This is a genomic window from Mesorhizobium sp. M1403, assembly GCF_040317695.1.
Lineage (GTDB): Bacteria > Pseudomonadota > Alphaproteobacteria > Rhizobiales > Rhizobiaceae > Mesorhizobium.
This window is the reverse complement of record NZ_JAMYKY010000002.1, coordinates 15,889-41,619: the sequence shown is the minus strand read 5'-3', so window position 1 is coordinate 41,619 and position 25,731 is coordinate 15,889. Positions and strand designations below refer to the sequence as shown.

General features: G+C 64.5%; 27 protein-coding genes. 15 read left to right on the top strand and 12 right to left on the bottom strand.

The features are described 5' to 3' along the window. Positions 1 to 325 precede the first annotated feature (325 nt). The gene (locus NKH01_RS04800) at positions 326 to 1,486 is read left to right on the top strand and encodes a glycoside hydrolase family 25 protein (RefSeq protein ID WP_502912599.1); all 1,161 of its coding nucleotides are present in this window, start codon (positions 326 to 328) and stop codon (positions 1,484 to 1,486) included. A gap of 21 nt (positions 1,487 to 1,507) precedes the next feature. On the opposite strand, the gene purD is transcribed toward NKH01_RS04800, so the two are convergent. Beyond that, positions 1,508 to 2,785 carry a phosphoribosylamine--glycine ligase gene (gene purD, locus NKH01_RS04795; protein ID WP_353019243.1) on the bottom strand — a complete coding sequence of 426 codons (1,278 nt, stop codon included), beginning with the start codon at positions 2,783 to 2,785 and terminating at the stop codon, positions 1,508 to 1,510. Positions 2,786 to 2,940: 155 nt separating this feature from the next. On the opposite strand from purD, the gene ubiA reads away from it, so the two are divergent. Continuing rightward, complete coding sequence (ubiA, locus tag NKH01_RS04790) at positions 2,941 to 3,924, top strand: 4-hydroxybenzoate octaprenyltransferase (RefSeq protein WP_352814488.1); 984 nt, start codon at positions 2,941 to 2,943, stop codon at positions 3,922 to 3,924. 172 nt (positions 3,925 to 4,096) lie between these two features. Here the strand turns inward: ubiA and NKH01_RS04785 are convergent, their stop codons facing one another. The 3 genes from NKH01_RS04785 to NKH01_RS04775 all read right to left on the bottom strand — a co-directional run bounded on the left by NKH01_RS04785 (position 4,097) and on the right by NKH01_RS04775 (position 7,278). Further along, on the bottom strand, positions 4,097 to 4,663 hold the full coding sequence (locus tag NKH01_RS04785) for a DUF6101 family protein (protein WP_023674094.1): 567 nt from the start codon (positions 4,661 to 4,663) through the stop codon (positions 4,097 to 4,099). A 185-nt stretch (positions 4,664 to 4,848) separates the two neighbouring features. Beyond that, positions 4,849 to 6,279: an FAD-binding oxidoreductase gene (locus NKH01_RS04780; RefSeq protein ID WP_353019241.1), complete on the bottom strand. Its 1,431-nt coding sequence runs from the start codon at positions 6,277 to 6,279 to the stop codon at positions 4,849 to 4,851. 18 nt (positions 6,280 to 6,297) lie between these two features. Further along, a complete protein-coding gene (locus NKH01_RS04775; RefSeq protein ID WP_353010752.1) occupies positions 6,298 to 7,278 on the bottom strand; it encodes an L-threonylcarbamoyladenylate synthase in 981 nt (326 codons plus the stop codon). Positions 7,279 to 7,437: 159 nt separating this feature from the next. Here NKH01_RS04775 and NKH01_RS04770 point away from each other — a divergent pair, with 159 nt between their 5' ends. Next, a complete protein-coding gene (locus NKH01_RS04770) occupies positions 7,438 to 7,881 on the top strand; it encodes a hypothetical protein (RefSeq protein ID WP_352789810.1) in 444 nt (147 codons plus the stop codon). Positions 7,882 to 7,965: 84 nt separating this feature from the next. Here the strand turns inward: NKH01_RS04770 and NKH01_RS04765 are convergent, their stop codons facing one another. Then, the gene (locus NKH01_RS04765; RefSeq protein WP_352914277.1) at positions 7,966 to 8,292 is read right to left on the bottom strand and encodes a hypothetical protein; all 327 of its coding nucleotides are present in this window, start codon (positions 8,290 to 8,292) and stop codon (positions 7,966 to 7,968) included. A 108-nt stretch (positions 8,293 to 8,400) separates the two neighbouring features. Beyond that, a complete protein-coding gene (glyS, locus tag NKH01_RS04760; protein WP_353019239.1) occupies positions 8,401 to 10,989 on the bottom strand; it encodes a glycine--tRNA ligase subunit beta in 2,589 nt (862 codons plus the stop codon). Between the two features lie 277 nt (positions 10,990 to 11,266). Here glyS and NKH01_RS04755 point away from each other — a divergent pair, with 277 nt between their 5' ends. Then, positions 11,267 to 11,440 (top strand): hypothetical protein, encoded by a 174-nt coding sequence (locus tag NKH01_RS04755; RefSeq protein WP_023716871.1) that lies wholly within the window; start codon positions 11,267 to 11,269, stop codon positions 11,438 to 11,440. On the opposite strand, the gene NKH01_RS04750 is transcribed toward NKH01_RS04755, so the two are convergent. From NKH01_RS04750 to NKH01_RS04740, 3 genes are all read right to left on the bottom strand, one after another. Continuing rightward, positions 11,437 to 12,381 carry a glycine--tRNA ligase subunit alpha gene (locus tag NKH01_RS04750; RefSeq protein WP_023716870.1) on the bottom strand — a complete coding sequence of 315 codons (945 nt, stop codon included), beginning with the start codon at positions 12,379 to 12,381 and terminating at the stop codon, positions 11,437 to 11,439. The genes NKH01_RS04755 and NKH01_RS04750 overlap by 4 nt on opposite strands. 64 nt (positions 12,382 to 12,445) lie before the next feature. Then, complete coding sequence (locus NKH01_RS04745; protein ID WP_353019809.1) at positions 12,446 to 14,221, bottom strand: tetratricopeptide repeat protein; 1,776 nt, start codon at positions 14,219 to 14,221, stop codon at positions 12,446 to 12,448. A 465-nt stretch (positions 14,222 to 14,686) separates the two neighbouring features. Beyond that, the gene (locus NKH01_RS04740) at positions 14,687 to 15,292 is read right to left on the bottom strand and encodes a TetR/AcrR family transcriptional regulator (RefSeq protein WP_023716867.1); all 606 of its coding nucleotides are present in this window, start codon (positions 15,290 to 15,292) and stop codon (positions 14,687 to 14,689) included. Positions 15,293 to 15,396: 104 nt separating this feature from the next. Here NKH01_RS04740 and NKH01_RS04735 point away from each other — a divergent pair, with 104 nt between their 5' ends. From NKH01_RS04735 to NKH01_RS04725, 3 genes are read left to right on the top strand one after another with little or no spacing between them, the layout of a single operon-like run. Beyond that, positions 15,397 to 15,657, top strand: a complete 261-nt coding sequence (locus tag NKH01_RS04735; protein ID WP_353019236.1) for a hypothetical protein — start codon at positions 15,397 to 15,399, stop codon at positions 15,655 to 15,657. Beyond that, positions 15,591 to 16,253: an MFS transporter gene (locus NKH01_RS04730; RefSeq protein WP_353019233.1), complete on the top strand. Its 663-nt coding sequence runs from the start codon at positions 15,591 to 15,593 to the stop codon at positions 16,251 to 16,253. The genes NKH01_RS04735 and NKH01_RS04730 overlap by 67 nt, the downstream gene beginning before the upstream one ends. Continuing rightward, a complete protein-coding gene (locus tag NKH01_RS04725; RefSeq protein WP_353019232.1) occupies positions 16,250 to 16,834 on the top strand; it encodes an MFS transporter in 585 nt (194 codons plus the stop codon). The genes NKH01_RS04730 and NKH01_RS04725 overlap by 4 nt, the downstream gene beginning before the upstream one ends. A 25-nt stretch (positions 16,835 to 16,859) precedes the next feature. Here NKH01_RS04725 and NKH01_RS04720 read toward each other — a convergent pair whose 3' ends face one another. After that, entirely contained in the window at positions 16,860 to 17,876 is a 1,017-nt protein-coding gene (locus tag NKH01_RS04720) for a polyprenyl synthetase family protein (RefSeq protein WP_353019230.1), read from the bottom strand. Between the two features lie 160 nt (positions 17,877 to 18,036). On the opposite strand from NKH01_RS04720, the gene NKH01_RS04715 reads away from it, so the two are divergent. From NKH01_RS04715 to moaB, 6 genes are all read left to right on the top strand, one after another. Beyond that, positions 18,037 to 18,261 carry a putative signal transducing protein gene (locus NKH01_RS04715; RefSeq protein ID WP_023716864.1) on the top strand — a complete coding sequence of 75 codons (225 nt, stop codon included), beginning with the start codon at positions 18,037 to 18,039 and terminating at the stop codon, positions 18,259 to 18,261. Further along, entirely contained in the window at positions 18,261 to 19,061 is an 801-nt protein-coding gene (locus tag NKH01_RS04710; protein WP_352965347.1) for a tRNA1(Val) (adenine(37)-N6)-methyltransferase, read from the top strand. The genes NKH01_RS04715 and NKH01_RS04710 overlap by 1 nt, the downstream gene beginning before the upstream one ends. Before the next feature lie 87 nt (positions 19,062 to 19,148). Then, entirely contained in the window at positions 19,149 to 20,006 is an 858-nt protein-coding gene (locus tag NKH01_RS04705) for a S49 family peptidase (protein WP_023716862.1), read from the top strand. 80 nt (positions 20,007 to 20,086) lie between these two features. Then, entirely contained in the window at positions 20,087 to 20,272 is a 186-nt protein-coding gene (locus NKH01_RS04700) for a membrane protein (protein WP_023674078.1), read from the top strand. Positions 20,273 to 20,298: 26 nt separating this feature from the next. Next, positions 20,299 to 21,201 (top strand): 4-(cytidine 5'-diphospho)-2-C-methyl-D-erythritol kinase, encoded by a 903-nt coding sequence (locus tag NKH01_RS04695; protein WP_352814490.1) that lies wholly within the window; start codon positions 20,299 to 20,301, stop codon positions 21,199 to 21,201. Further along, positions 21,188 to 21,730, top strand: a complete 543-nt coding sequence (gene moaB, locus NKH01_RS04690) for a molybdenum cofactor biosynthesis protein B (protein ID WP_353019228.1) — start codon at positions 21,188 to 21,190, stop codon at positions 21,728 to 21,730. The genes NKH01_RS04695 and moaB overlap by 14 nt, the downstream gene beginning before the upstream one ends. A gap of 33 nt (positions 21,731 to 21,763) precedes the next feature. Here moaB and NKH01_RS04685 read toward each other — a convergent pair whose 3' ends face one another. Both NKH01_RS04685 and NKH01_RS04680 read right to left on the bottom strand, forming a co-directional pair. Continuing rightward, the gene (locus NKH01_RS04685; RefSeq protein WP_353019226.1) at positions 21,764 to 22,738 is read right to left on the bottom strand and encodes a phytanoyl-CoA dioxygenase family protein; all 975 of its coding nucleotides are present in this window, start codon (positions 22,736 to 22,738) and stop codon (positions 21,764 to 21,766) included. Positions 22,739 to 22,927: 189 nt separating this feature from the next. Further along, positions 22,928 to 23,431 carry a glycosyltransferase gene (locus NKH01_RS04680; RefSeq protein WP_352789925.1) on the bottom strand — a complete coding sequence of 168 codons (504 nt, stop codon included), beginning with the start codon at positions 23,429 to 23,431 and terminating at the stop codon, positions 22,928 to 22,930. A 150-nt stretch (positions 23,432 to 23,581) separates the two neighbouring features. Here NKH01_RS04680 and NKH01_RS04675 point away from each other — a divergent pair, with 150 nt between their 5' ends. Beyond that, positions 23,582 to 24,736 carry a PA0069 family radical SAM protein gene (locus tag NKH01_RS04675; RefSeq protein ID WP_023716857.1) on the top strand — a complete coding sequence of 385 codons (1,155 nt, stop codon included), beginning with the start codon at positions 23,582 to 23,584 and terminating at the stop codon, positions 24,734 to 24,736. A gap of 167 nt (positions 24,737 to 24,903) precedes the next feature. Beyond that, positions 24,904 to 25,599 (top strand): ribonuclease HII, encoded by a 696-nt coding sequence (gene rnhB / locus NKH01_RS04670; protein WP_353019224.1) that lies wholly within the window; start codon positions 24,904 to 24,906, stop codon positions 25,597 to 25,599. Positions 25,600 to 25,731 lie beyond the last annotated feature (132 nt).

The window sequence follows — 25,731 nt, the reverse complement described above, 5'->3', positions numbered from 1 at the left end:
CTGCATCGAATGCGCCTGCTTTGGCGGGCGGCCGGTTTTTGCTATCATGAAGGTAAGGTCGAGAACGGCGCAGCCTATTGGTCGGATCGCGGCACATTGTGCTCACCACCATGCTCGCTGACCCCTCATCGCAAACGCGAGGCCGAGGGAACGCTGTCGCAAGTGCCGGCGCCCAATCCGTTTCATATCCCCTCTCGCCAGTGACAACCATCAAGACCATCGACGGAGAAGCTGTCCGAGCCGTGGCATCCGCGGGCCGCGATCGAAAGCATTTCCTTAACCATGGCGGTTCAGGATTTGGCTTTGGCCAGCAAGGACCTGCTGTTTGAAAACGCCGGCGCACCCCCTTGTCCGCTCAGCGCTTCTCCTTGTCGCGGCCGCGATGACCCTGGCGCTGACGCCGGCAAGGGCCTCGGATTTCTCCGAACCGTGGAAGGATGCGGACCGGGCGCTGGTCGTCGACGCCTACGAATACAATTCCATTGACTGGACCCGGCTAGCTGCCGACAAGCGTCTTGTCGGCTTCATCAACAAGGCATCCGACGGAATGCCGCCACCCTATTTCTGTTTCGGCGACGAGACCGAGATGCGTCTGTGCAAGACGCTTTGGAAGCGCCATGCGATGGCACAGGAACTGTTCCAGACGCGCAAGGTGGTGGCCAAGGCGCTGGGCCTGAAATGGGGTGCCTATCATCTCGCCCGCCCCGGCAACCCCGTGGGACAGGCCAATAATTTCATCAATTTCGTGAAACCCGGGCCGGATGACCTGCTTGCCCTCGACATCGAGGACGATGATCCCACCCAATGGATGTCGCTCGAGGATGCCGAGGAATTCGTGCGCCATGTGCATCGTCGGGTTGGCCGCTTTCCGGTGCTCTACACCAACGGCACGACCGCCAGGCATATCGCCGACAATAAGTATAAATACCCGCTCCTGTCCCGGTTGCCGCTGTGGTATGCGCGCTACAAGCCCGACATCGACGTGCATTTCCCCGTAGGCAATTGGCAGAGCTATGCGCTCTGGCAGTTTTCGGCGCGAGCAAATTGCGGCCGGTTCCGCTGTCCTTACAGGGTTGCGGGCACGCCCAATGATATCGATGTCAGCGTCGCACCGATGAACGCGACGGAATTGCGCGCGCGGTGGCCGTTCGGCGGCCTGATCGACGTGCAGCCGGATTACCTCGCCTCGATACCGGTGCCGCTCTCACGCGAGGCGGGGCTCGCCGGCACTGCCATGACCTATGCCACAGTGGCAGCACCCGCGAGCCTCGAGCAACTGGTCGTGGTATTCAGGACGCGCTTGGCCAGGTTCAGCAGCGGCTTTCAAATGCCTGCGGCGAAGGCGGCGCCGAGCCTTCCGCGCGGGATTGCCGAATATGTCGCCTGGACGCGAAACGAAGAGCGCCTGGCATCGGTGTCTGGAATTGCCCCCACCGCCGATGCGGTCAGCAGCGTCTCGACCAGATTCGACCGCGGCCTGCGTTGAGGTCGAGGGCCGCCTTAAGCGTCAGTTCGCCTGCTCGCGCGCCACCGCCAGCCAGCCAATGTCGCGGCGGCAAAAACCTTGCGGCCAGTCGATCCGGTCGAGCCCGGCGTAAGCCTTCTTCTGCGCCTCGCCGACGGTGCGGCCGGTCGCCGTGATGTTGAGCACGCGACCGCCATTGGCGACGAGTGCGCCGCCGTTGATGGCGGTGCCGGCGTGAAAAATCTCGACGCCGTCGCCGGCCGCTGCCTCGACGCCGCGAATGACCGAGCCCTTTTCCGGCGTGCCGGGATAACCCCTGGCTGCCATCACCACGGTGAGCGCCGCCTCGTCGCGCCAGCGCACCGAGGTGTGCGCCAGCTGGCCGTCGGCGGCGGCGTTGAGTAGGACCAGGAGATCGTCCTTCAGCCGCATCATCAGCACCTGGCATTCCGGGTCGCCGAAACGGGTGTTGTATTCGATCAGCTTCGGCCCGCTGTCTGATATCATCAGCCCGGCGAACAGCACGCCGGAAAACGGCGCGCCTGTTTCAGCCATGCCGCGCATGGTCGGCTCGACGATCTCGCGCATGGTTCGGTCGATCATCTCCGGCGTCATCACCGGCGCCGGCGAATAGGCGCCCATGCCGCCGGTGTTGGGGCCGGTGTCGCCGTCGCTGAGGCGCTTATGATCCTGCGCGGTGCCGAAGGGCAGCGCGGTGATGCCGTCGCAAAGGCAGAAGAAGCTTGCCTCTTCGCCGCTGAGAAACTCCTCGACCACCACTTCGGCGCCGGCCTGGCCGAAGGAGCCGTCGAAACAGGCGTCGAGCGCGGCCAGCGCCTCGTCAAGCGTCATGGCGACGGTGACGCCCTTGCCGGCAGCGAGGCCGTCGGCCTTGATGACGATCGGCGCACCCATTCTCTCGACATAGGCCTTGGCCGAAGCCAGATCGCCGAAGCGGCCATAGGCGGCGGTCGGGATGCCGTATTTGGCGCAGAGGTCCTTGGTGAACCCCTTCGAGCCTTCCAGCCGTGCCGCTGCCTTTGACGGGCCGAAGACGCGGATGCCCTCGGCGCGAAGGTCGTCGGCAATGCCGGCGACCAGCGGCCCTTCCGGGCCGACCACGACGAGGTCTATTTCTTTCTCGCGGCAAAACCGGACCACCGCTGCATGATCCGAAACATCGAGCCTCACCAGCTCGGCTTCGCCGCCGATGCCCGGATTGCCGGGCGCCGCGTAGAGTTTGGTCAGCAGCGGCGACGCCGCCATCTTCCAGGCCAACGCATGTTCTCGTCCGCCGGAGCCGATCAGCAAAACACGCATGCCTGGATTCCTTGCCCGTTCCGATCAGGACTGCGCTATTGCGCCCCGGGCGGCGGGTCAAGACATTTGGCTGCCGCGGCGGCGATTCCGCGCCGCGAGCGGATCCGGCCTGCTTGACGCTTGACGGCATTCGCCTCTGCTGCCACTCCAGCAAAATGGAAACCGTCCAGTCGAAAGCGGCCCAGGGCCGCGTCGCCGATGCGCCGAGCGGCCACTGGGTCTATCGCGCGCTGCCGCGGGGGTTGTGGCCCTATGCGCAGCTTGCCCGATGGGACCGGCCGATCGGCTGGCAATTGCTGCTGTGGCCATGCTGGTGGTCGGCTGCACTTGCCGCGAGCGCCTATCCGCGTCCGACGGACCCGCTGCTCTCGCTGCTGCCGTCGCCGTGGTATCTGCTGCTGTTTTTTCTTGGCGCGTTCGCCATGCGTGGCGCCGGCTGCACCTACAACGACCTGGTCGACGAGGACATCGACAACCAGGTGGAACGCACACGCTCGCGGCCGCTGCCGGCCGGCAAGGTTACGCGCCGGCAGGCCTGGATGTTTGTTGTCTTGCAGGCACTGGTCGGCCTCGCCGTGCTTTTGCAGTTCAACAGCTTTGCCATCTTGCTCGGCATCGGCTCGCTGGTCATCGTCGCCATCTACCCGTTCATGAAGCGGTACACCAATTGGCCGCAACTGGTTCTCGGTCTTGCCTTTTCCTGGGGGGCGCTGATGGGATGGGCGGTCGAGTTCGGCGATCTCGATGGGCCGGCAATCATGCTCTACATCGGCTCGATCCTGTGGGTGATCGGCTACGACACGATCTATGCGCATCAGGACAAGGAAGACGACGCCATCGTCGGCGTGCGCTCGACGGCGCGCCTGTTCGGCGACAATACCAAGGCCTGGCTGGCCGGGCTTTATGGCGGAGCGCTGGTCTGCTTCGCCATTGCTTTCGCCTCGGCGCAGGCACCGGTGCCGGCGCTTGCCGGGCTGATTGCCGCCGGCGCCCATCTGGCGCGGCAGATCGGCGTGCTCGACATCGACGATCCGGACCAGTGCCTGAGGCTGTTCAGATCGAACAACCAGGTCGGCTGGCTGATCTTCCTCGGCCTGATCGGCGGCGCGGTTTGGGTGGCGCTGAAGCCGCTGGTTTAGGAGCCTTTTCCCTTCTCCCCCTGTGGGAGAAGGTGGATTGGCGCGTAGCGCCAAGACGGTTGAGGGGTGTTGGAAGAAATGAGGCGTTGGCGTTCCCTGGAACACCCCTCATCCGACCGAGCTCCGCTCGGCCACCTTCTCCCGCAGGGGGAGAAGGAAGAGGCGCTCAGGCCTATTCCCGCGAAATAAGCTCCTCGCCGCCGATGACCAGCCTGAGGCCGAGGTCGCCGGCGCGGCGGCGGGCGAGGAAGCGCGGGCGGCGCATGGTCGAGACGCGACCTTTGCGACGGTCCTGCGCCGGGAGCGCCTTGATGGCGGCGCCGAGCGATTCTTCCAGCGTGCGGGCAATGCCGTCGGCCTCGATCAGAAGCATCGGCAGGCGGTAGGCGTCGGCCCAGGCGCGCCAGTCGGCGGCGACGTCGTCGAGATCGTCGGCGACCAGCAGCGGCACCGACAGCATCGGGTCGTTGTGCAGAAGCTCAAGCGTCACTGTGACATTGCCATCCGGATCCTCCATGGCGCGGGCGGCGACGCCGCGAAACGCGTTGGCGGGCAGAGCGATGATCGCCGGCACGCCACTCATCTCCAGCGTGCGGCGGATAACCGCGCCGCGCTGATCGATGGTGAAGGTAACGTCGCCATAGTCGTCGCGCGTGGCGTAGCTCACCACCTGCGGCAGGCGGAATGGATCGAGGCGCATATTGCGCCCGGCCCAGACTGGCTTCAGTCCAGTGTTCATATCGTGCCTTTCCTGTTTCTCCTGAGAGCCGGTGTTTCCGGATCTCCGGGCCGGTTTTCCCAGCCTCGTTGTGGAGAAACATTAGCGCGAGCTTCTTATCCTCGCGCTTAAGAAAGTCGGTTAAATTTTGCTGATCCGAGGCGGATGGTTATCGGAATACGAACCGGCGCGGGCCGGCGAAAGGATCAGATAACCTTACCGGGATTCATGATGCCGGCGGGATCGAAAGCGGCCTTCACCCTGCGCATCAGCTCGATCGCCATCGGTGGCGCCGTCGCGATCAATTCGTCCCGCTTCAACTGGCCGATGCCGTGCTCGGCCGAGATCGAGCCATGAAACGAGCGCACGACGTCGTGCACGGCCTTGTTCATGACGTGGTAAAGGCCGAGAAACGCCTCGTCGTCACCGTCGACCGGCCGGGAAATGTTGTAGTGCAGATTGCCGTCGCCCATGTGGCCGAAGCAGACGACGCGTGCGCCGGGACTGACCGATTGCACGGCGCCGGCGGCCTTTTCGATGAAGGGCGGGATCGACGCCACCGGTACCGAGATGTCGTGCTTGATCGAGGCACCTTCGGGTCTCTGCGCCTCGGGCAGCACTTCGCGGAAATTCCAGAACGCATCGCCCTGGGCGATGCTTGACGCGATCACCGCATCGCCGACGATCCCTTGCTCGAGGCCTGCCTCCAGCACCTCTTCGATCAGCGCCCGTGCATCCTCGGCCGAGCGGCCCGACGAGATCTGCATCAGCACATACCACGGCCAATCGCCGGCCAGCGGCCGCACTACGCCTTGTGCGTGGGCAAGCGTGAAGTCGTAAGGCCTCTGGCCGATCAGCTCGAAGGCGGTGAGCGCTGCCCCTGCACGGTCCATCGCGAGGCTGAACAGCGACAGTGCCGCCTCCGGCGATGACAGGCCGGCAAACGCCACCTCGCGCCCCTTGGGCTTGGGGAAAAGCTTGAGCACGGCGGCGGTGATGATGCCGAGCGTACCCTCGGCGCCGACGAACAGGTCCTTCAGATCATAACCGGTATTGTCCTTCTTCAGCTTGCGCAGATCGTCGAACACTTCGCCGGTCGGCAGCACCACTTCGACGCCGAGGCAGAGTTCGCGCGCATTGCCGTAGGCAAGCACGCCGGTGCCACCGGCGTTGGAAGAGAGATTGCCGCCGATCTGGCAGGAGCCTTGCGCGGCAAGCGACAGCGGAAACAGCCGGTCGGCGGCATCGGCCGCTTCCTGCAGCGTCTGCAGGATGACGCCGGTTTCGACCGTCACCGTGTTGGACAGGGTATCGATCTCACGGATGCGGTTTAGCCGCGACAGCGACAGCACGATCTCGCGGCCGGACGCGTCCGGCACCTGGGCGCCGACCAGCCCGGTGTTGCCGCTTTGCGGTACAATCGGCGTGCCCGTTTCGCTCGCCAGCCGCATGATGCGGCTGACCTCCTCGACGGTCCCCGGCCTCAGCACCAGCGCCGTCCTGCCGTGCCAAAGTCCGCGCCGCTCGGCGAGGTAAGGCGTGATGTCCTGCTGGTCGCGCAGCGCATATTTGTCGCCGACGATTGTCACAAAGCGCGCGATGACGGCAGGATCGAGGTCGGGGGAAATGTCGTTCATGGGTGGAAACTATGGTGCTCAATCCATCTTGTCACGAGGGGCGATCTTGTCACGCGGGGCGGCGGCGCGCGAAAGCCTGTCGTTGATCGCCTCGCCCAGCCCTTCGAACGGGATCGGCTCGACGGCGATGGTTTTGGCGCCGCTGCCATCGAGATCCTGCAGATGAGCGAAGAGATTGCTTGCTGCCTCGCGCAGGTCGCCGGTCTCCGACAAATTGCGCAGTGCGGCTGCATCGCGCCAGCCCTCGGCACGGCGGCGGCCGAAGGCCAGCAAGGCTTCGCCTGTGGCGACCTTGCCGGCATTGAGCCGCACCGCCGCACCCGGAGCGTAATGCGAGGCGAGCATGCCGGGCGCCTCGATGCCCGAAGCGCCGCGCAGCAACTTTGTCCCGGCCACTGCTTCGATCTCTTCGGCGGCAATGCCGCCCGGTCGCAGCAGCCGCAGCTTTCCGGCTTCGACCTTGAGGATCGTCGATTCCAGCCCGACCCGCGTCGCGCCGCCATCGACGATGAGCTTGATCCGGGGACCGAGGTCGGCGGCCACGGCCTCGGCCGTGGTGGCGCTGATCCTGCCCGAGGAATTGGCGCTGGGCGCCGCAAGCGCGCGGCCGAACCTGGCGATCAGCTCGCCGCCAAAGCCTTTCGGCATGCGCAGCGCGATGGTGTCCAGACCGGCGGTGACCAGCGGATGAATGCCGTTGCCGGGCCGCTGCGGGAGAACCAGCGTCAGCGGTCCCGGCCAGAATACCTGCGCCAATCTTTCCGACAGCGGATCGAACAGCGCGATGCGCTCGGCCATCGTCGGATCGGCTATATGGGCGATCAGCGGGTTGAAGCGCGGGCGACCCTTGGCTTCGAAGATACGAGCCACGGCAACGCCATTGGTCGCGTCGCCGGCCAGCCCATAGACGGTCTCGGTCGGTATGGCGACGACGTCGCCGCTTTCGAGCAGCGCCAACGCCCTTTCCATCGCCTCGCCGACGGTACGAATTTCAGCCACTGTCGTCACCTCACGGATGCGGGTGCCTAATACGGCGACGCCGGGCGAGCAAGCCCAGGCGTTGGCGAATCGCAAATCGCTAAAATGCTATGTTTCCCCGCAAGCCGGCATCAACTGCCCTCGGCTAGGGTGCCGTCTTCTTGGGCAAGGGGAACTATCATGCTTTCGATGCGTATCCTTGGTGCGCTTGGTCTGGCGGTTATGGCCGGCACGGCACAGGCCTCGTCGCTGGTTTTTCTCGGGCAGACGACGGCGACGCCTTCGGTGGTCGGTACGGTGGCCAGTCCCGGCTCGGTCGAGCGGACGAAAACACCGTCGATCGTCGCGCTTGGCGAGAAGCTGGCCAACGTCAATGGAAACGTCACCGATGAAAAGGTCGCGGCAATCCCGAGCCAGCCGAGCCATGGCTTCACTGGAAGCCCGATGATCATTCGCGGCGGTATCGTCGGCGATGCCTTTGCAACGCCCGCGCCCAGAGCCGCGCCGGCCACCGCCGCCGCGCCCGCCGCGAACAACAAGGCCGGTCCAAAGGTCGCCAGCAAAACCCCCGAGCCCGCAGCGCCGCAGCCTGCGCCGCTAGCCGCTCCCGAACAGCCTAAATAGTGCCTGAAGTAGCGCCATGAACCAGGGCGGCGCGAGAGCGCCGCCCTGGTTCATGGACTGAAGCGGCGTAAAGCGCCTGAAATCTCAGGCTGCTTCTTCTTCGTCCGTATCGTCGGCGTCGTCTGATTCTTCTTCGTCGTCAGCGTCTTTTTCGCCGGCGGCGCTTTCGGCCTTCACGCTGTCGTCGTCTTCCTCGTCATCTTCGTCGTCGTCGCCATCGTCGTCGGAGAGGGTAGCTGACTTATCGTCCTCAGCAGCTTCCTCGTCGGTGTCTTCATCGTCGCCGTCCTCATCGTCCGACAGATCGGCAGCTTCGACCACAACGGCAGCGGCCTCGTCGAGCGTCGTTTCGGAGGTGGGTTCAAGCGTCTCGGTCTCTTCTGTCACTTCGATGTCGTGAGCGGAATTCATGGAAGCCTCCGTGGGTTGGGAACATGTCCCTTTTGCCACGCGGAGATCATCGGCATATGACTGTAAGCCGGCTCGAATGGCCGGTAAGCGATGATTTTTTCGCGGATGTCAGCCGGCTATCTTGGAGAAATCCGCGACCCGGTCGGTCGCCGCGCGGATGCGGGCGAGCAATGCCAGGCGATTGGCGCGCACCGCCTGGTCCTCGTCGTTTACGAGGACTTTCTCAAAGAATGAATCAACCGGCTCGCGCAACACGCTAAGCGCCAGCATGGCGGCGGAAAAGTCTTCGTTTTGAATTGCTTCGCCGGCTTGCCTCTCGGCCTGATTCACCGCCGCAAACAAGGCTTTCTCCGCGTCCTCCCGGAACAGAGCCGGCTCAACGCTGCTTGCGATCGCCGTCGCCTTCTTCTCTTCAGCAGCGACGATGTTGGCCGCACGCTTGGTGCCGGCAAGCAGGTTCTTGCCGTCCTCACTGTCGAGGAAGGAACCAAGCGCTTCGACGCGGCGGACGATTTGCAGCAGGTCGTCGTTTTGGCCAATCTCCCCCCTTGTGGGGGAGATGCCCGGCAGGGCAGAGGGGGGCGCCTCGCGCCGAGAGGCCGGCGGGACAGCGCCCCCCTCTGTCGGCTGCGCCGACATCTCCCCCACGAGGGGGGAGATCGGGCGCGAACCCGCCGCCAGCACCGCGTCGATTAGATCGTGCCGCGCACCCTGGTCGCGGAGATAGACTTTGAGGCGATCGTGGAAGAAGGAGAGGAGGTTGTTGATCTCTCGCTGCTGCCTTTCTCCGGAACGTTCAAAGGTGTTGTTTGAGATTGCGGAATCGCGTTCGATGACGAGATCGGTAAGCGAATCTCCTCCGAGTTGCTGCTCTAGCTCCGCAGCAATTTCGAACTGTCGGTCGAGTTTGGGATCGCGTATGTGACCTGCAATATCTTCGGACGCGATATTGGCCACAGATTTCAGGGACAACCTAATCCCGTTCTCAATCAGTATCCTCGTTACCCCCAGCGCCGCTCTCCGCAGCGCATAGGGGTCCTTCGATCCGGTCGGTTTTTCGTCGATCGCCCAGAACCCGACCAGCGTATCGAGCTTGTCGGCGAGCGCCACGGCGATCGATACCGGATCAGTCGGCACGCGATCTGACGGCCCCTGCGGCTTGTAGTGCTCCTCGATCGCAGCGGCGACCGACGGATGCTCGCGTTGCAGCAGGGCGTATTTGCGACCCATGGCGCCCTGCAGTTCCGGGAATTCGCCAACCACCTCGGTGGTGAGATCGGCCTTGGCGAGGACGGCAGCGCGACGCGCCAGCGCGGTAATCTCCCCCCTTGAGGGGGAGATGTCGCCGAAGGCGACAGAGGGGATCGGTGCGTCCTGACGCGACTCTCTCTTGTGGACCGAGGATGCCGGCGCTTCACGCGAAGCGACCCCCTCTGGCCTGCCGGCCATCTCCCCCTCAAGGGGGGAGATTGCGCGCACCACGATTGGTGCCAGTTCTTCGGCCAAGCGCGCAATCCGCTCCACCCGCTCGCCCTGCGTGCCGAGCTTGGCATGAAACGTCACATTGAGATGGTCGAGGCGGGCCATGCGCTGGTCGAGCGGCTTGTTGAGGTCAAGCCCGAACTTTTCCGCCGATGCCTGCAACTGGTCGAGATCCGGCAGGTCGCCCTGGTCGGTCTTCCAGAAATAGAGCGCGTCGGACAGGCGGGCGCGCACCACCTTGCCGTTGCCATGGGCGATCTCCTTGCCGCCATCCTTGGCCTCGATATTGGCGGTAAGGATGAAGCGGTTGGAAAGCTCGTCGCCCGCGCCATGCGGCCGCGTCACAAAACACTTCTGGTTGGCGCGGATGGTGAGCCTGATCACCTCGGCCGGAATGGCCAGAAAATCCTGCTCGAATTCGCCCATCAGCACGACGGGCCATTCGACCAGGCCCGACACTTCCTCCAGCAGCCCCTCGTCCTCGACGAGGTCGAGCCCGCTGGCGAAGGCGAGATTCCTGGCATCGGCAAGAATGATCTCCTTGCGTCGGTCGGCATCGATCACGACCTTGGCCGCTTCAAGCTTGGCAACGTAATCGTCAAAGCGGCGCACCGTGATGGCGCCCGGCGCATGAAAACGGTGGCCGTAGGTGACGTTGCCCGAGCGGATGCCGTCGATCTCGAAATCGACCACCACCGGCTCCTCGGTTTCCGGGCCGAAGGTGCACAGGATCGATTGCAGCGGCCGCACCCAGCGCAGCGACCCGGGCTTGGCCGACGCCGGCCCCCAGCGCATCGATTTCGGCCAGGGGAAGTTGCGGATGATGCCCGGCACCAGCTCGGCGATGATCTGCTCCGCCGGCCTGCCCGGCTTCGCAATATGGGCGACATAGAAATCGCCCTTCTTCGGATCGGAATGAACATGCGCCTCGGCAATCGAGGCAAGGCCGGCCTTGCGCAGAAAACCTTGCACCGCCTGCTCGGGCGCCTTGGTCGAGGGGCCCTTGATCTCCTCGCTGATGTCCTTCGAGCGGGCGGTCAGGCCGCGGATGTCGAGCGCCAACCGACGCGGCGTCCAATATTCGCGCGCCGCCTCATAGGTCAGCCCGGCTTCGACCAGACCGTCGGTCAAAAGCTTCCTGAGATCGCCGGCCGCCTTGCGCTGCATGCGAGCGGGGATTTCTTCGGAACGAAGTTCTAGAAGCAGGTCAGGCATTGAAAGAGCTCACGCGACAAAAAACAGCCGCCGCTTCGCGGCGTCCTCCCCCATCGAGGCGGAGGTAAGCGGGGCATAGCAACTCGGTCGGCTGCTGTCACCCTTCCCAGCAAGATCGGGCCAGCACGATCAAGGCGTCCAGCGGCGATTTCCGAAAAAATTCAGCCTCCTGTCGGACACGCGCCGGTCCGCCCGTCCTTGGATCAAAGATTTCCATGAACCGAACGCAGCGCTGAAGCGACCAACGCTCAGGCAGAGAGCTATTGGCTGAACGACCATGAAAACGGCATCGACATTCCTGCAGATCCTCGCGCTCAGCGCCTGTTTTACAGCGCAGGTGCACGGTGCCTTCTCGATGCCCGGCGTCCGGCAGGCGCTGCGGACAATAGCCGGTGCAAGCGGCCAAGGCACGTTGCCAATCAGCGCCCCTGTCGAAATCGCCTGGAGCTAAGCCGCCATTCCACCCGCCTGCGTCAGCAGAAACGCCTCGCCGCAGGCCTTGGCCAGATTGCGAACCCGCAAGATGTAGCTCTGGCGCTCGGTGACGGAAATGACGCCGCGTGCATCGAGCAGGTTGAAGACGTGGCTGGCCTTGATGCACTGGTCGTAGGCGGGGAATACCATCCTGTGCATCGCCAGATTGTCGTTCGACGCCGGCGCGCCGGCTTGTAGCAGCGCCTTGCACTCGGCCTCGGCGTCTTCGAAATGCCTGAGCAGCATCACCGTGTTGGCGAATTCGAAATTGTGGCGCGAATATTCCTGCTCGGCCTGCAGGAAGACGTCGCCATAGGTCACCTTGTCGGCGCCTTCGCGGCCGTTGAAGTTGAGGTCGTAGACATTGTCGACGCCCTGCACATACATGGCCAGCCGTTCCAGCCCGTAAGTGAGCTCACCCGCCACCGGCGCGCATTCGATGCCGCAGACCTGCTGGAAATAGGTGAACTGCGACACCTCCATGCCGTCGCACCAGCACTCCCAGCCCAGTCCCCAGGCGCCCAGTGTCGGGCTTTCCCAGTCGTCCTCGACGAAGCGGATGTCGTGCAGCAGCGGATCGATGCCGATCGCGGCCAGCGAGCCGAGGTAAAGCTCCTGCAAATTGGGCGGATTGGGCTTCAGGATCACCTGGTATTGGTAATAATGCTGCAGCCGGTTCGGATTTTCGCCATAGCGGCCGTCCTTGGGGCGGCGCGAGGGCTGGACATAGGCCGCGTTCCAGCGTTTTGGGCCGAGCGCGCGCAATGTCGTTGCCGGATGAAAGGTACCGGCGCCGACTTCCATGTCGTAAGGCTGGAGGACGACGCAGCCATAGTCCGCCCAATAATTATGCAAGGTCAGGATCAGCCCCTGGAACGAGCGGCTGGGATGCGTGTGGGCAGGGATGTCAACGGTCACGGCGGCCTCCGGCGGGATGCGGCACCTCGTAGAGTGCCGCTCCGCGACCGTCAAGGCGATGGGGTCACCCCTTCGGAGCGGGCGCCGGCTCGGGCTTTACGTTCGGGGTTTCCTGCGCCGTGTTGGATTCGATCGGCGGCAGGCCCTTCATCAGCTTTTGCTGCAAGGCGGCAAGCACGTCCGGGTCCGGCTTCAGGTCGCGGGCCTGGTTCCACTGGAAGGTGGCTTCCAGCTTGCGGCCAACGCGCCAGTAGGCGTCGCCGAGGTGATCGTTGAGCACCGGATCCTCCGGCTTCAACGAAACGGCGCGTTCCATTTCGCGCACAGCGTCGTCGAACTGGCCAAGGCGATAATAGGCCCAGCCCAGCGAATCGACGATGTAGCCGTCGCTCGGCCTCAGGTCGACGGCCTTCTGGATCATCGCGAGGCCTTCCTTGAGGTTCATGTCCTTGTCGACCCAGGAATAGCCGAGATAGTTCAAAACCTGCGGCTGGTCGGGGTAGAGCTCCAGCGCCTTGCGGAAATTCGGCTCGGCCTTCGGCCATTCCTTCAGCCGCTCATAGGCGATGCCGCACTGGTAGAAGATGTTCCAGTTGACGGCGGTCGGCGTCTTCAACACCTCGACCGCCTTGTCATAAAGATTGGCGGCGGAGCGGAAATCCTCCTTCGAGGAATAGACCCCGCCGAGCGCCAGATAGGCGCGCATGTCGTCGGGATGCGCATCGACGATGGCCTTGAGGTGGGTGATCGCCTCGTCGTTGCGGTCGAGATCGGCAAGGTTGAGGCCGAGCTGCAGGTCCGAAAGCTCCTTCAGCGGCGAACCGGCGGGAATGCGGCGATAGAGCGCGATGGCGCCCTCGCCGTCCTTCAACTGCTCGGCAACGGCGGCAAGCTGAACGAGCGCCGCGTCATTGTCGGGCCGCAGCGCCAGCGCATATTGCAGATAAAGCCGCACGAACGGCTCGCCGCCGCCGCGGTTGAGCGCGGTGGCGAGATCGAGCAGGATTTCCGAGGCGCCGTCCGACGGGCCGGCAGCGAAGGGTTGGATCCTTTCGCCCTTGTTGATCTTGTCGCGAAGGGCTGCAATCTCGACCTTGCCGGGCGCAAATGTCTCGGCCTGGTCGAGCACCGACAGCGCCTTGGCCTTGTCGCCCTTACGGGCGAGGAAAGAGGCGTAGGCCTGCGCGTTGCGCATCCATGTTTCGGGGGCGGCACCGCCGGCGGCCGTGTCCTGCAGGGTGGCGGTGTAGAGCGCATCCGCCCTGTCGGGCAGGCCGGAGGCGTCGGCAATCAAGGCACGGTGGAAGGACTTGAACAGGCCGAACCAGTCGGGGCCCTGCAGCTTGTCGATGGAAGCCATGGCCTCGCCGGCGTCACCCGCACCCTGCTTGGCCCAGCCGGTCATGACGCCGGAAATCAGCCGGTCGAGATCGGATTCTAGCGACAGCTTGAGCCAGTATTCGGCCTTGGAGAAATCCTTCTTGTGGAAGGAATCGATGGCCAGCGCCAGACGCGAGAAGCGCTCGACATCGGGAACCGCCTTGAGCTTGTCGGCGTAGACCAGGGACTCATCGAAGCGCCCCTGTGCGATCAGCGACAGCATCAGGCTCTGCTGCAGTCCCGTATCGTTCGGATCGAAGGCAAGCGCCTGCTTGTAGTAGGAGACGGCGCTGTCGAGGTCGTTGTCGCCTTCGGCAATCCGGGCGGCGAGATAGGCCCCCGAGAAGGATGTGATCCTGACCGGCTCTGCGGTCTGTTTGGCATGGACCGGCAGAGCCGAGATCGCCATGCCCGTCGCGATTGCCAGCCCCGTCAGCCAGCGCGCATATCCTTGCCGCATCATATCCCTTTCAGCCAAACGCCATCTCCGCGTCAGCGGGATCGCCGTAGACTCGATCTTTACAGGTAAAGCATGGCCTTTTTGGGGTCGTGCTTCAACCCGGCCCGAATTCACAATCGGGTCAAGCAATTAATAAACCATGCCGAAAGGGCCTGAACTGCGACCCTTGACCGCGTGGCGTCCGCTTTGGCGCTGCCTGCGCGTCGCTATTTGCCCGATGCCGTAAGCGATCCATAAGCGCCATCGGTTGAAAGCTTCCGCCATGCAACTTTGCGTGGCAGGATGAGATTTCAATTCTTGCTTCGCCAGCCATGGGGGCGCCGATGCTGGAAGTGCCGCGCGACGAAGAAGCCTTCGCCATCGTCGATCGTATCTACGAAGCAGCGTTCGCCGCCGCCGACGCCGGAGGTCAATCCCAGAAGGGCCGCCGAACAAGCCGGTAAGTGAGGCGTCACGGCCCGGAACTCAGGACGTTTGCGAGAGCCTTGCGTCGAGCGCCTGCATGGCGACGGTGACAAGATCGTGCAGCCGTTTTTTCGGAATGCCGTCGCGTGCCTGCACCGAAAGGCCGTGCATCAGCGTGGCATAATAATCGCCCAACGCCGCGGCGTCGGTGGCCGGCTTCAATTCGCCATCGCGCACGGCCTTTTTCAATCGCTCGACGATCGATGCGGTACGTGCCAGCCGGTGCTCCGCCAGCCATTGCAGCACGGCGTCATTTTCGACGGCGCAATTGGTCGCGGCCGTCACCACCATGCAGCCCTGCGGCCGCCCCGGCCGCGTATAGATTTCGACGGCGTCGCGAAGCATGCGCTCGATGACGCGCCGGACGTTTGGTTCTTCCTGCAGCGCGCGCGTGGCGAAGCCGCCCTCATTGGCTTCGTAAAGCGCCACCGCTTCGCGAAACAGGTCCTCCTTCGAGCCGAAGGCGGCATAGATGCGCGCCGATGCGAGGCCAAGCGCCGATACGAGATCGGCCATCGAGGTGCCCTCGTAGCCGCGTCTCCAAAAGGCGTCGCGGGCTTTCTCAAGCGCCTGGTCGCGGTCGAATTCCCTTGGCCTGCCTGCCATGGCGGTCTCCAATTTTTGTCGATCAACAAATAATCCGCTTGACTTCGGATTGCAAATCTCAATTCTTTGTCGATCATTAAATAATTGTCGACAAGGAGACCGGCATGAGTTCACTCGATCAAGGCGCGCCGCTCGGGGCGATGGCAGCGCAAGGAACAACCAGCGCGAAGCGCGGCGCAACGCTGGCGCTGCTCGCCTTCGCGCAGCTCATCATCGCGCTCGACCTCAACATCGTCTTCGTGGCGTTGCCGGGGAGATCGGCGCCGGCCTCGGATTTTCAGGCCAGACCCTGCAATGGGTGGTCAGCGCCTATACCGTGTTCACCGGCGGCTTCCTACTGTTCGGCGGCCGGGCCGCCGACCTGATCGGCCAGCGCCGCGTCTTCATCTTCGCGCTCTGGCTCTACGCGCTCTCGTCCCTGGTCGGCGGCCTCGCATGGTCGCCGCAAATCATCATTGCGGCCCGCGCCGTGCAAGGCATCGGCGGCGCCTTCCTGTTTCCGGCGACGCTGTCGCTGATCAACCGTCTGTTCGCCGAAGGACCGGAACGCAACCGGGCGCTCGCCGTCTGGGGTGGCGCAGGCGCCAGCGGCCTGACGCTCGGTTCGCTTGCCGGCGGGTTTCTGACCAGCGCCTTCGGCTGGCCGTCGGTCTTCTACGTCAACGTGCTTTTGGCCGGGATCGCCATCATCGCGGCTTTCGCCATCATTCCGCGCGATCCGAAGCCGCACGAGCACCGCAGCTTCGATCTGCCGGGCGCGCTGACCGTCACCGCCGGCGCGACCTTGCTTGTCTTCACACTGGTTCAGGGGCCCGAATATGGCTGGGGATCGACCGCAATCATCGTCAGTGCAGCACTGGCGGCATTCTTCCTGATCGCTTTCACGATGATCGAGGCGAAGAGCGCCGATCCGCTGATGCCGCTGCGCCTGTTCCACAACCGCAGCCTCGTCGCGGCATGACGATAACCTTCCTCTACATGGCCACTTTCGGAGCGCTGCCCTACTTCCTCACCGTGCTGTTGCAGAACGTGCACGGCTTCACCGCCTTGCAGACGGGCCTCGCCTTTCTCGTGCCGTCGGTCGCCATCGCCACCGGCACGCAAGCCGGCGAGCGTCTGGCGACGCGCTTTTCGACGCGCAGCACGCTGGTCGGCGGCATGATCGTCGGCGCGGTCGGCACAGCATTGATGGTATCAGGCGCGACCGCGGAGAGCAGCTATCTGTCCCTCGTACCCGGCCTGATCGTCTCCGGCGTCGGACAAGGCATCGTCTGGACCGCAATGTGGATTGCCGCCGCTTCCGGCGTCGCCCATGACCAGCAAGGCGTCGCCTTGGGGATGGCTTCGACGACACTCAATGTAGGCAACGCCATCGGCATGGCCGTGCTGATTGCGATTGCGAACAGCCAAATCGGCGAATTGTCCGGCAATGCCTTGAAAATTGCCGTCGCCGACGGCATCCAGGTCGCCTTCTGGCTCGCGGCGGCGGGCATCGTCGTCAGCCTGCTCGCAGCAATGGTTCTTCCGGCAAAGGCGCGATGAGAACAGGCGCGGGCGCCGACGCCTGTCAATTCACCCGGCTGATGCAGAAATCGATGACGTCGATCAGCGCCGATTTCTGCGGCGTCGCCTCGAGCGGCGCCAGCGCGTCACGGGCGATCTCGCCGAAATGGCGGGCGCGCCCGATGGTGTCGGCAATTGCGCCGTGGCGGAGCATCAGGCCGATGGCCTTCTCCAGTCCGGCATCGTCGGCGGCATTGTCCTCGATGACACGTTTCCAGAAGCTGCGCTCGGCCTTTGTGCCGCGCCGATAGGCGAGGATCACCGGCAGCGTCACCTTGCCCTCGCGGAAATCGTCGCCGACATTCTTGCCGAGGTCCTTGCTGGTGCCGCCGTAATCCAGCGCATCATCGATCAGTTGGAAGGCAAGGCCGAGATTCATGCCGTAGGAGCGGAGTGCTGCGCGATCATTGCGCGTCGCCTGGGCGATGACTGGGCCGACCTCGGCGGCGGCCGAAAACAGCGCCGCGGTCTTGGCCTTGATCACGGCGAAATGCTCATCCTCGGTGGTCTCGAGGTTTTTGGCGGCGGCGAGCTGCATCACCTCGCCTTCGGCGATGACCGAGGCCGCGCTCGACAGGATATCGAGCGCTTCCAGCGAGCCGACATCGACCATCATGCGGAAGGCCTGGCCGAGTAGGAAATCGCCGACCAAAACACTGGCCTGGTTGCCCCAGATCATGCGCGCCGTCTTCTTGCCGCGCCGCATGCCGCTTTCATCGACAACGTCGTCGTGGAGAAGTGTCGCGGTGTGCATGAATTCAACCGACGTGGCGAGCTTGACGTGGCCGTCACCGGAATAGCCGAACATCTGGGCGGCGGCGAGCGTCAGCATCGGCCGCAGCCGTTTGCCGCCGGACGAGATCAAATGGTTGGCAATCTCCGGGATCATCTCGACGTCGGAGCCGGCCTTCGACAGGATCAGCTCGTTGACGCGCCCCATGTCGGCGGCGGTCAGGTCGATAAGGTCCTTGATCGAGGCGGCTTCCCGCTTCCCGTTTTCAATGTTGAGAACGACACCCACGGCAAAACTCCCAACCTCGATATGCACGACGGCAACATGGTCCCTGGACAGACTCTAGGGCGGCAGCCACCGGTGCGGCAAGAGGCGAATTGGCGCGGCGGCTCTGGTACATGATCACGTCCACGTTTACATCAACGCCGCAAACTGCGAGTTTCATCCGATGATAGAGCTCATCCGCACCAACGACGCCGTCATCATTTCCTTTGTCGAATCGCTGATGCGCGATGCCGGCATCGGCTTTTTCGTCGCCGACCAGAACATGAGCGTGCTCGACGGCTCGATCGGCATCCTGCCCCGCCGTGTCATGGTGGATGCCGACAAGGCCGATGCGGCGCGGCGCATCCTGACGGATGCCGGCATCGCCAACGAGATCCGCCAAAAATAATGTCCGCGTCGCCCGCTGCCCTTGTCCCGGACATGCCGGCTCATACGGTCGATGCCTTCCATCGCGGTCGCTTCTGGCTGGTGCAGCCGAGAAAGGCAGGTCACCGCGCCGGCATGGATGCGATGATGCTGGCGGCTGCCGTGCCGTCCTCGTTCGCCGGGCGGCTAGCCGACTTTGGCGCAGGTGCCGGTGCCGCCGGCCTGGCGGTACTGTCGCGTTGCCCCGGTGCCGAGGCAGTGCTCGTCGAGCGTTCTCCGGAAATGGCGGCCTTCGCCACAACCACGCTCGCCCATCCCGGCAACGCGCATCTCAGCGACCGCGCCTCGGTGCTCGTCGCCGATGTCGCGCTGTCGGGCCGGGCGCGAACGGCCGCCGGCCTCGAGGACAACAGCTTCGATTTCGTCATCATGAACCCGCCGTTCAATGCCGCCGAGGATCGCGCGACGCCCGATCCGCTGAGAAAGGCCGCGCATGTCGCGGAGGACGGGCTGTTCGACAGCTGGATCCGCAGCGCGGCGGCGGTGGTCAGGCCGGGCGGCGGGCTGGCCGTCATTGCCCGGCCGGAACAGCTCGGCGCCATCCTCGATGCCATTGCCGGCCGCTTCGGCGATGCCGAGATGCTGGCCGTCCATCCTCGCCCCGAAGCGGCAGCGATCCGCATCGTCGTCCGGGCAGCACTCGGCGCACGCGGCAAGCTGTCGATCCGGCCGCCGCTGATGCTGCATGCCTATTCAGGCAATGGCCCCTCGGAACGGGCAGAGCTGATCAATAACGGGCTGGCGTCGCTGTTCGGAGACTGATCCATTTTGATTGCCGGGGTGACGGCATTGCCGTTGGCCGGCGAATTCCTACATGCCTCAAGCAAATCGACCGGAGACAGCCCCCTCGTGAAACGTCTTTTCAATCGCCTGCTGCCGAAATCCTGGCGCTCGAACGTCGTCACCATTCCGGTCATCCGGCTGCACGGCACCATCATGCCCGGCGGCGGCCAGTTCCGGCCGAGCCTGTCGCTGGCGTCGACTGCCGGCCTTCTCGAAAAGCTGTTTTCCTTCGACGCGCCGGCGGTCGCCATCTCGATCAATTCGCCAGGCGGCTCGCCGGTGCAGTCGCGGCTGATTTTCAGGCGCATCCGCGACCTGGCAACGGAGAAAAACAAGAAGGTCCTGGTCTTCGTCGAGGACGTGGCGGCATCGGGCGGCTACATGATCGCGGTCGCCGGCGACGAGATCTTTGCCGACCCGTCCTCCATCGTCGGCTCGATCGGCGTGGTGTCGGCCTCGTTCGGCTTTCCGGAGCTGTTGAAGAAGATCGGCGTCGAGCGCCGCGTCCACACCGCCGGCCAGAACAAGGCGGTGCTCGACCCGTTCAAACCGGAAAAGAAGGAAGACGTCGAGCGCCTGAAGGCGCTGCAGCTCGAGGTCCACGAGACCTTCATCGATCTCGTCAAGGATAGGCGCGGCAGCAAGCTCAAGGACGATCCCGACCTGTTCACCGGCCTGTTCTGGACGGCCAAGAAGGGGCTCGAGCTCGGGCTGGTCGATGCCCTCGGCGACATGCGCAGCGTGCTGAAAAGCCGTTTCGGGCCGAAGACCCAGCTCAAGCTGATCACCGCGCCGCGCGGCCTGTTCGGCCGCTTCGGCCTGTTCGGCTCGAGTTTTTCGGCGCCCGATATTGCCGCCGCCGCGGCAAGCGGCGTCATCGATGCGGCGGAAGAGCGCGCGCTGTGGGCGCGCTTCGGGCTTTGAAAAGCCGGTGAAAGCGTCTAGCATAAATCATCAACCGACCCGACCGGCCGTCTTGCCGGCCTTGCGAGGGAGAGTTTGACATGCCGCAGATCATTTTCTTCGCCGTCGTCGGCATTGCCGCCTATTTCGGCTACCGCTCCTTCGTCAGGGAAGCCGAGCGGGTGACCGCCAAGGTGCGGCGTACCGAAAAGCAAGCCGCCAACGGTACGATGGGAACGCTGGTCAAGGATCCGAAGACCGGCGAATACCGTCTGGCCAAGGATTGACCGTCGTCTCCCTCGCGGCCGAGCCAGTGGATTCCGAGACCAGCATCCGGGCATCGCATGCGCACGCCAAGATAAATCTCGCGCTGCACGTCACCGGCCGGCGCGCCGACGGTTATCACACGATCGAAAGCCTGGCTGTGTTCACGCGCTTCGGCGACCGCATCGAGACGGAACTTGCCGACAGCGACGGGTTTTCCGTGTCCGGCAAATACGCCTCCGCGGTACCGGCCGACGACAATAATCTGGTGGCGAAAGCGCGCGACGCGCTGCGTCGCGAGGCCGGTCCCCAGCATGCGCCGGCTGTCGCCATCAGGCTCGAAAAGAACCTGCCGGTCGCGTCCGGCGTCGGCGGCGGGTCAAGCGACGCGGCGGCTGTGCTGCGTGCTCTGGTCCAGGCCTGGAGGCTCGACATCGGCGATGCCGAACTGGCGCGGATCGGCCTGTCGCTTGGCGCCGACGTGCCGATGTGCCTCGCAGCCAAGCCGCTGATAGCCCGCGGCATCGGCGACGAGCTGACGCTCGTGCCGGGTTTCCCGGCGCTGGGTCTGGTGCTCGTCAATCCAGGAACTGCCGTCTCGACGGCCGACGTGTTCGAGGCGCTTGGCCGCCGCGACAATGCGGGACTGCCGCCGCTGCCGCGCAGCCTCGACTTCCACAGCATCCGCAACTGGCTGGAGATCACCCGCAACGATCTCGAGCCTGCGGCGCGTGCAATCCAGCCCGCCATCGGCAAGGCGCTTTCTGTGCTGAACAAGGCTGGAGCCGGTTTTGCCAGAATGTCTGGTTCCGGCGCCACCTGTTTCGGGCTGTTCGAGACCGGCAATGTGGCCAAGCGCGCGGCCGTCGATATCCGCAGCCGCCATCCCGACTGGTTTGTCGCCGCGACGCGAAGCATGACATCGGAGGCTGAGGCGCATGGCCAGGATTGACGAGAGCCGCCCCTTCGTTCCCGTACGCATCGCGGTACTGACCGTTTCAGATACGCGCAGCCTCGCCGACGACAAATCCGGGCAGACCCTGGCCGACCGCATCACCGAGGCCGGCCACATCCTCGCCGCTCGTGACATCGTCACCGACGACCGCGACAAGATCCGCGACAAGGTTTTGGGCTGGTCGAAGGACGATGCGATCGATGTCGTCATCACCACCGGCGGCACCGGCTTCACCGGCCGCGACGTGACGCCGGAGGCGCTGGAGCCGATCTTCGAAAAGCGCATGGACGGCTTTTCCGAAGTGTTCCACCGCATCTCCTACGACAAGATCGGCACTTCGACGATCCAGAGCCGGGCAACCGGCGGCGTCGTCAACGCCACCTTCGTCTTCTTGTTGCCGGGCTCGCCCGGCGCCTGCAAGGACGCCTGGGACGGCATTTTGAAGCCGCAGCTCGACTATCGGCACATGCCCTGCAACTTCGTCGAGATCATGCCGCGCCTGGACGAGCATTTGCGGCGCGGCTGAGACGGAGCGAGGTATCAGCCGGGCGATCCCGCCTCAGCGAATGACCGGCTCGCCGTGAAACCGCCGGCGCGACGGCGGCGAGACGCCGAAGCCGACTTCCATCATCAGTCGTGGCGTGCGCGTCGGCAAGGTACCCATATGGAAGCCGAACGGATCCTCGACAAAGCCGAGACCGGCCTGCCCGGTCAGCGTGACCGGGCTCTGCTCGCCATAGACGCCCAGCACCTCTTCCGCCGAATGGCCGACCAGAAGCGTCAGCTGATGCTTCAGGATGCGGCGGTTGTGGGAGCCGCGGACATAGACATGCGGCCCGGTGTCGTTGTCGACCGGCACCAGGTAGAAAAAGAACTTCAGCATGCGCCAGTCGTCGAGGTCGAAATGGTATTTGCCGAGCGAAGCCATGTTCTTGTCGGCGTCCGAGACGCCACCGGTCGGAAAGCTCCACCAGACGCGGGTGGTGATCAGCTTGGCCTGGCTGCCGAGATAGTGCGCTGCGATGTCGAGGAGTAGCGGATCGCGCTGCACGGCGACCGCAGCGTTGCAGTCGAGGACCCGCTCGAAATAGTGACCGCTGAGCAGCGGGCGGCCGAAATGCTTTTCTGCATCGGCGTGTTTTTCGGGCAGGAATTCCAGCCGGCGGTCGAAATTGCCGAAGCATGGCGTGTGCTCGGCGAAGCGGGCGATCTCCTCATGGATGGCGGCCGGCAGCATCAGGCCCGAATAGAGCCCCTCCGTCCGCAGCGCGCCGACGACGGCATCGCGATCGACGCCGGCGAACATCGTTTCACTGACATTGCGCGCCGGCCGAACCGGCTTCGCACCGCGCCAGTGCAGCCGCCGCGCCGGCATGGTGCGGGCCAGCATGAACATCGGCAGCCATGCCGGATTCTCGCGAAGGTCGGAAAGATAGGTCGGAATGCGGGCGGCGATGCGGCGCAGCGTACCGCCGTTGCGTGCGATCGCCTCGAGGCTCGCAGCGCCGGACTTGTCAGGGCTTGAAAGGGTCATCGGGGTCCTCAAATGTCGAGGGAACAGCATCGACGATAGTCGTCGCCGCCGCTCCGGCACACCCCAAACCCATTCGCCCGTATCGCTGGGAATGGTAACCCCCGGCCAGATTTTGTGCAATGCACAATAAACGACAACCCGCCAGAAAATTTGCTTGGGCGGCGTTCCCTAGGCCGGGATGGTAAGCCGTCACTTCCGCGGCGCCACCCAGATCTCGGCGTGGAGCCTTCTTGTCGCCAGGCCGCGGGCGATGGCTTCGGCGCTGCGGGCGCCCTTCGACAGCGCAGCGGCCTGACGCTTGCTGATCACCAAGCCTTCGGCGAGGGCGCGATTTCCGGCAAAGACCCGCGACAGGAACGGCGCGCGGCTGCCGCGTGCCCGCGAAAATCGCGCCGCCATGGTTTGCCTGGCAGTATGGGCGACGACCTCATCGATCCAGCCCTCCCCCAGCCGCGCGCCCGGTTCCAGCAAGAGCAGCCAGTCGCCCTTGGCCTGCCTGATGCCGGCGGCGATGCCGCCGCTGACATAGTGGCAGCCGGCATGTTCGGCGACGCGGTGCGTCTGATCGGTCGAGCCGGTGTCGCAGACGAGAACGTCGCGCACCACGCCTTCGACCGCACCGCCGATCAGCGAGGCGAGCGTGCGGGCGAGGCCCTCCTCGTCATTCAGGGTTTCGATCAGGACGCTGAGCATGTTTAGCCGAATAGCGGAAAGCGGTGGGCAGCGCCAGTTTTGCGGCGCGCCATCAGAAAGTTCTTGCTTTGTTCCACTCAATGCGATAGGAATACATTCATGAGCAGAGCGATTCGACAGCGGGCGGACAGTCCCTGGGAAAGGGCCAAAATGGAACAGATCGTGCGTGCCGACATTGCAGCCTTCGGCGCTGGCAGGGCCGAGATGGCGAATGCGATGATCGAGCAGAGCGGCATGCGCGTCCGTCCGGACCGCAATCGCGGCAGGTCGGCGGGCATCAATCCGTCCGGCCGTTTCGAGCCGGTCAGCCGGCATGTGTTCGACGACGGCTGGAACTCGCTGGAGGAGCTGCCACCGTTCAAGACCGAGGTACAGGTCGAGAAGCCGCGCACCATCATCACCCGCAACGAATCGCCCGACATCTCCTTCGACCGCTCGATCAATCCCTATCGCGGCTGCGAACATGGCTGCGTCTATTGCTTCGCGCGGCCGACGCACAGCTTCATGGGCCTGTCGCCGGGGCTGGATTTCGAATCGAAGCTGTTTGCCAAGCCGGATGCGGCGCGGCTGCTCGACAAGGAATTGTCCAGGGATAATTACCAGCCGCGCACCATCGCCATCGGCACCAACACCGATCCCTACCAGCCGATCGAGAAGCAATACCGGATCATGCGCGAGATCCTCGAAGTGCTGGAGGCGCGTGGGCATCCGGTCGGCATCGTCACCAAGTCAGCGCTGGTGACACGCGACATCGACATTCTGTCACGCATGGCCGAACGCGGGCTGGCCAAGGTGGCACTGTCGGTGACGACATTGGACAGGATGCTGGCCAGAACGATGGAGCCGCGCGCGTCGACGCCGACCAAGCGGCTGGAGGCGATCAGGCAGCTTTCGGACGCCGGCATTCCGGCCTCGGTGATGGTCGCACCGATCATCCCCGGACTGACCGACCCGGAAATGGAGCGCATCCTCGATTCGGCGCAGGCAGCGGGCGCGCGTGAAGCGGGCTATGTGCTGCTGCGCCTGCCGCTGGAGGTCGCGCCGATCTTCAAGGACTGGCTGCTGCGCCACTATCCCGACCGCTATCGCCACGTCATGTCGCTGATCCGTTCGATGCGCGACGGCAAGGACTACGATTCGGAATGGGGCAAGCGCATGAAAGGCTCCGGCCCTTATGCCTGGCAGATCGGCCGCCGTTTCGAGATCGCCGCCAAACGGCTCGGCCTCAATGCCGAGCGGCGCTCGCTGAGGACCGACCGGTTCGTCCCCGCCGCCAAGGCAACCGAGCAGCTGATGCTGCTGTGACAAAGCGTCTCGTGCCAGCCGCTTGAAGCGGCCGGCAACAGGCGAAAAATCCCGTCCGGCCTGTCCTGTCCCCGGGCTTGCAGACGGTAGCCCCCTCCTGGTCCGGTGCCCCGCCCGACCCGGAGGGACTTGCGGAGAATCGGAGCCGATGCGAACCTCGCCGCACCATGGCTCGCCCGCGTTCCGATTCTCCGCTTCTCTTCGAAATCGTCGAGAAACCCGACTTCTCGTTCGAGACGAAGGCAATGGCCGAAGGCCTGTGGCCGGTGGCGGGGATGGACGAGGCCGGCCGCGGCCCGCTCGCCGGGCCGGTGGTGGCTGCAGCGGTGGTGCTCGATCCCGCCAACATCCCCGACGGCCTCGATGATTCCAAGCGGCTGACGCATTTGCAGCGTGAGGCGCTGTTCCTGAAAATCCTCGGCTCCGCACTTGCCGTATCAATGGCCTCGGTCAGCGCCGAAGGCATCGATGCCAGCAACATCCTCAAGGCCAGCCTGGAGGCGATGCGCCGTGCCGTAGCAGGCCTGTCAATCCGGCCGAAGCTGGCGCTGGCCGACGGCCGCGACGTGCCGCCCGGCCTGCCCTGCGAGGGCAGAGCGCTGATCAAGGGCGACCAGCGCTCGCAGTCGATCGCCGCAGCCTCGATCGTCGCCAAGGTGATGCGCGACCGCATGATGTGCGGCTGCGGCAGCCATCATGCGCATTACGGCTTCGAGTTGCATATGGGCTACGCCACTGTGCGCCATCGCACGGCGATCGATCTGCACGGGCCAGTGGTACGGCTGCACCGCGCCTCCTTCGCGCCGTTCCGGTTCGGCGGCACCGAGGTGCTGGAGGAAGAGGGTTTTTCGGGCCTGGATTGAGATTGGCGAAAGCGGCTAGGCGTAATCTCCCCCTCGAGGGGAGATGGCGGGCAGGCAAGAGGGGTCGCCTCGCGTGAGGCGCCAACCGCCTCTTTCGTCCCACATGGCGTCGCGCCAGGACGTACTGACCCC

Coding starts and splice junctions, on each gene's coding strand:
- purD (WP_353019243.1), bottom strand. CDS start 2,785: ATGCGTGTTTTGCTGATCGGCTCCGGCGGACGAGAACATGCGTTGGCC.
- ubiA (WP_352814488.1), top strand. CDS start 2,941: ATGGAAACCGTCCAGTCGAAAGCGGCCCAGGGCCGCGTCGCCGATGCG.
- NKH01_RS04785 (WP_023674094.1), bottom strand. CDS start 4,663: ATGAACACTGGACTGAAGCCAGTCTGGGCCGGGCGCAATATGCGCCTC.
- NKH01_RS04780 (WP_353019241.1), bottom strand. CDS start 6,279: ATGAACGACATTTCCCCCGACCTCGATCCTGCCGTCATCGCGCGCTTT.
- NKH01_RS04770 (WP_352789810.1), top strand. CDS start 7,438: ATGCTTTCGATGCGTATCCTTGGTGCGCTTGGTCTGGCGGTTATGGCC.
- NKH01_RS04765 (WP_352914277.1), bottom strand. CDS start 8,292: ATGAATTCCGCTCACGACATCGAAGTGACAGAAGAGACCGAGACGCTT.
- glyS (WP_353019239.1), bottom strand. CDS start 10,989: ATGCCTGACCTGCTTCTAGAACTTCGTTCCGAAGAAATCCCCGCTCGC.
- NKH01_RS04755 (WP_023716871.1), top strand. CDS start 11,267: ATGAAAACGGCATCGACATTCCTGCAGATCCTCGCGCTCAGCGCCTGT.
- NKH01_RS04745 (WP_353019809.1), bottom strand. CDS start 14,221: ATGCGGCAAGGATATGCGCGCTGGCTGACGGGGCTGGCAATCGCGACG.
- NKH01_RS04740 (WP_023716867.1), bottom strand. CDS start 15,292: ATGGCAGGCAGGCCAAGGGAATTCGACCGCGACCAGGCGCTTGAGAAA.
- NKH01_RS04735 (WP_353019236.1), top strand. CDS start 15,397: ATGAGTTCACTCGATCAAGGCGCGCCGCTCGGGGCGATGGCAGCGCAA.
- NKH01_RS04725 (WP_353019232.1), top strand. CDS start 16,250: ATGACGATAACCTTCCTCTACATGGCCACTTTCGGAGCGCTGCCCTAC.
- NKH01_RS04715 (WP_023716864.1), top strand. CDS start 18,037: ATGATAGAGCTCATCCGCACCAACGACGCCGTCATCATTTCCTTTGTC.
- NKH01_RS04710 (WP_352965347.1), top strand. CDS start 18,261: ATGTCCGCGTCGCCCGCTGCCCTTGTCCCGGACATGCCGGCTCATACG.
- NKH01_RS04700 (WP_023674078.1), top strand. CDS start 20,087: ATGCCGCAGATCATTTTCTTCGCCGTCGTCGGCATTGCCGCCTATTTC.
- moaB (WP_353019228.1), top strand. CDS start 21,188: ATGGCCAGGATTGACGAGAGCCGCCCCTTCGTTCCCGTACGCATCGCG.
- NKH01_RS04685 (WP_353019226.1), bottom strand. CDS start 22,738: ATGACCCTTTCAAGCCCTGACAAGTCCGGCGCTGCGAGCCTCGAGGCG.
- NKH01_RS04680 (WP_352789925.1), bottom strand. CDS start 23,431: ATGCTCAGCGTCCTGATCGAAACCCTGAATGACGAGGAGGGCCTCGCC.
- NKH01_RS04675 (WP_023716857.1), top strand. CDS start 23,582: ATGGAACAGATCGTGCGTGCCGACATTGCAGCCTTCGGCGCTGGCAGG.
- rnhB (WP_353019224.1), top strand. CDS start 24,904: ATGGCTCGCCCGCGTTCCGATTCTCCGCTTCTCTTCGAAATCGTCGAG.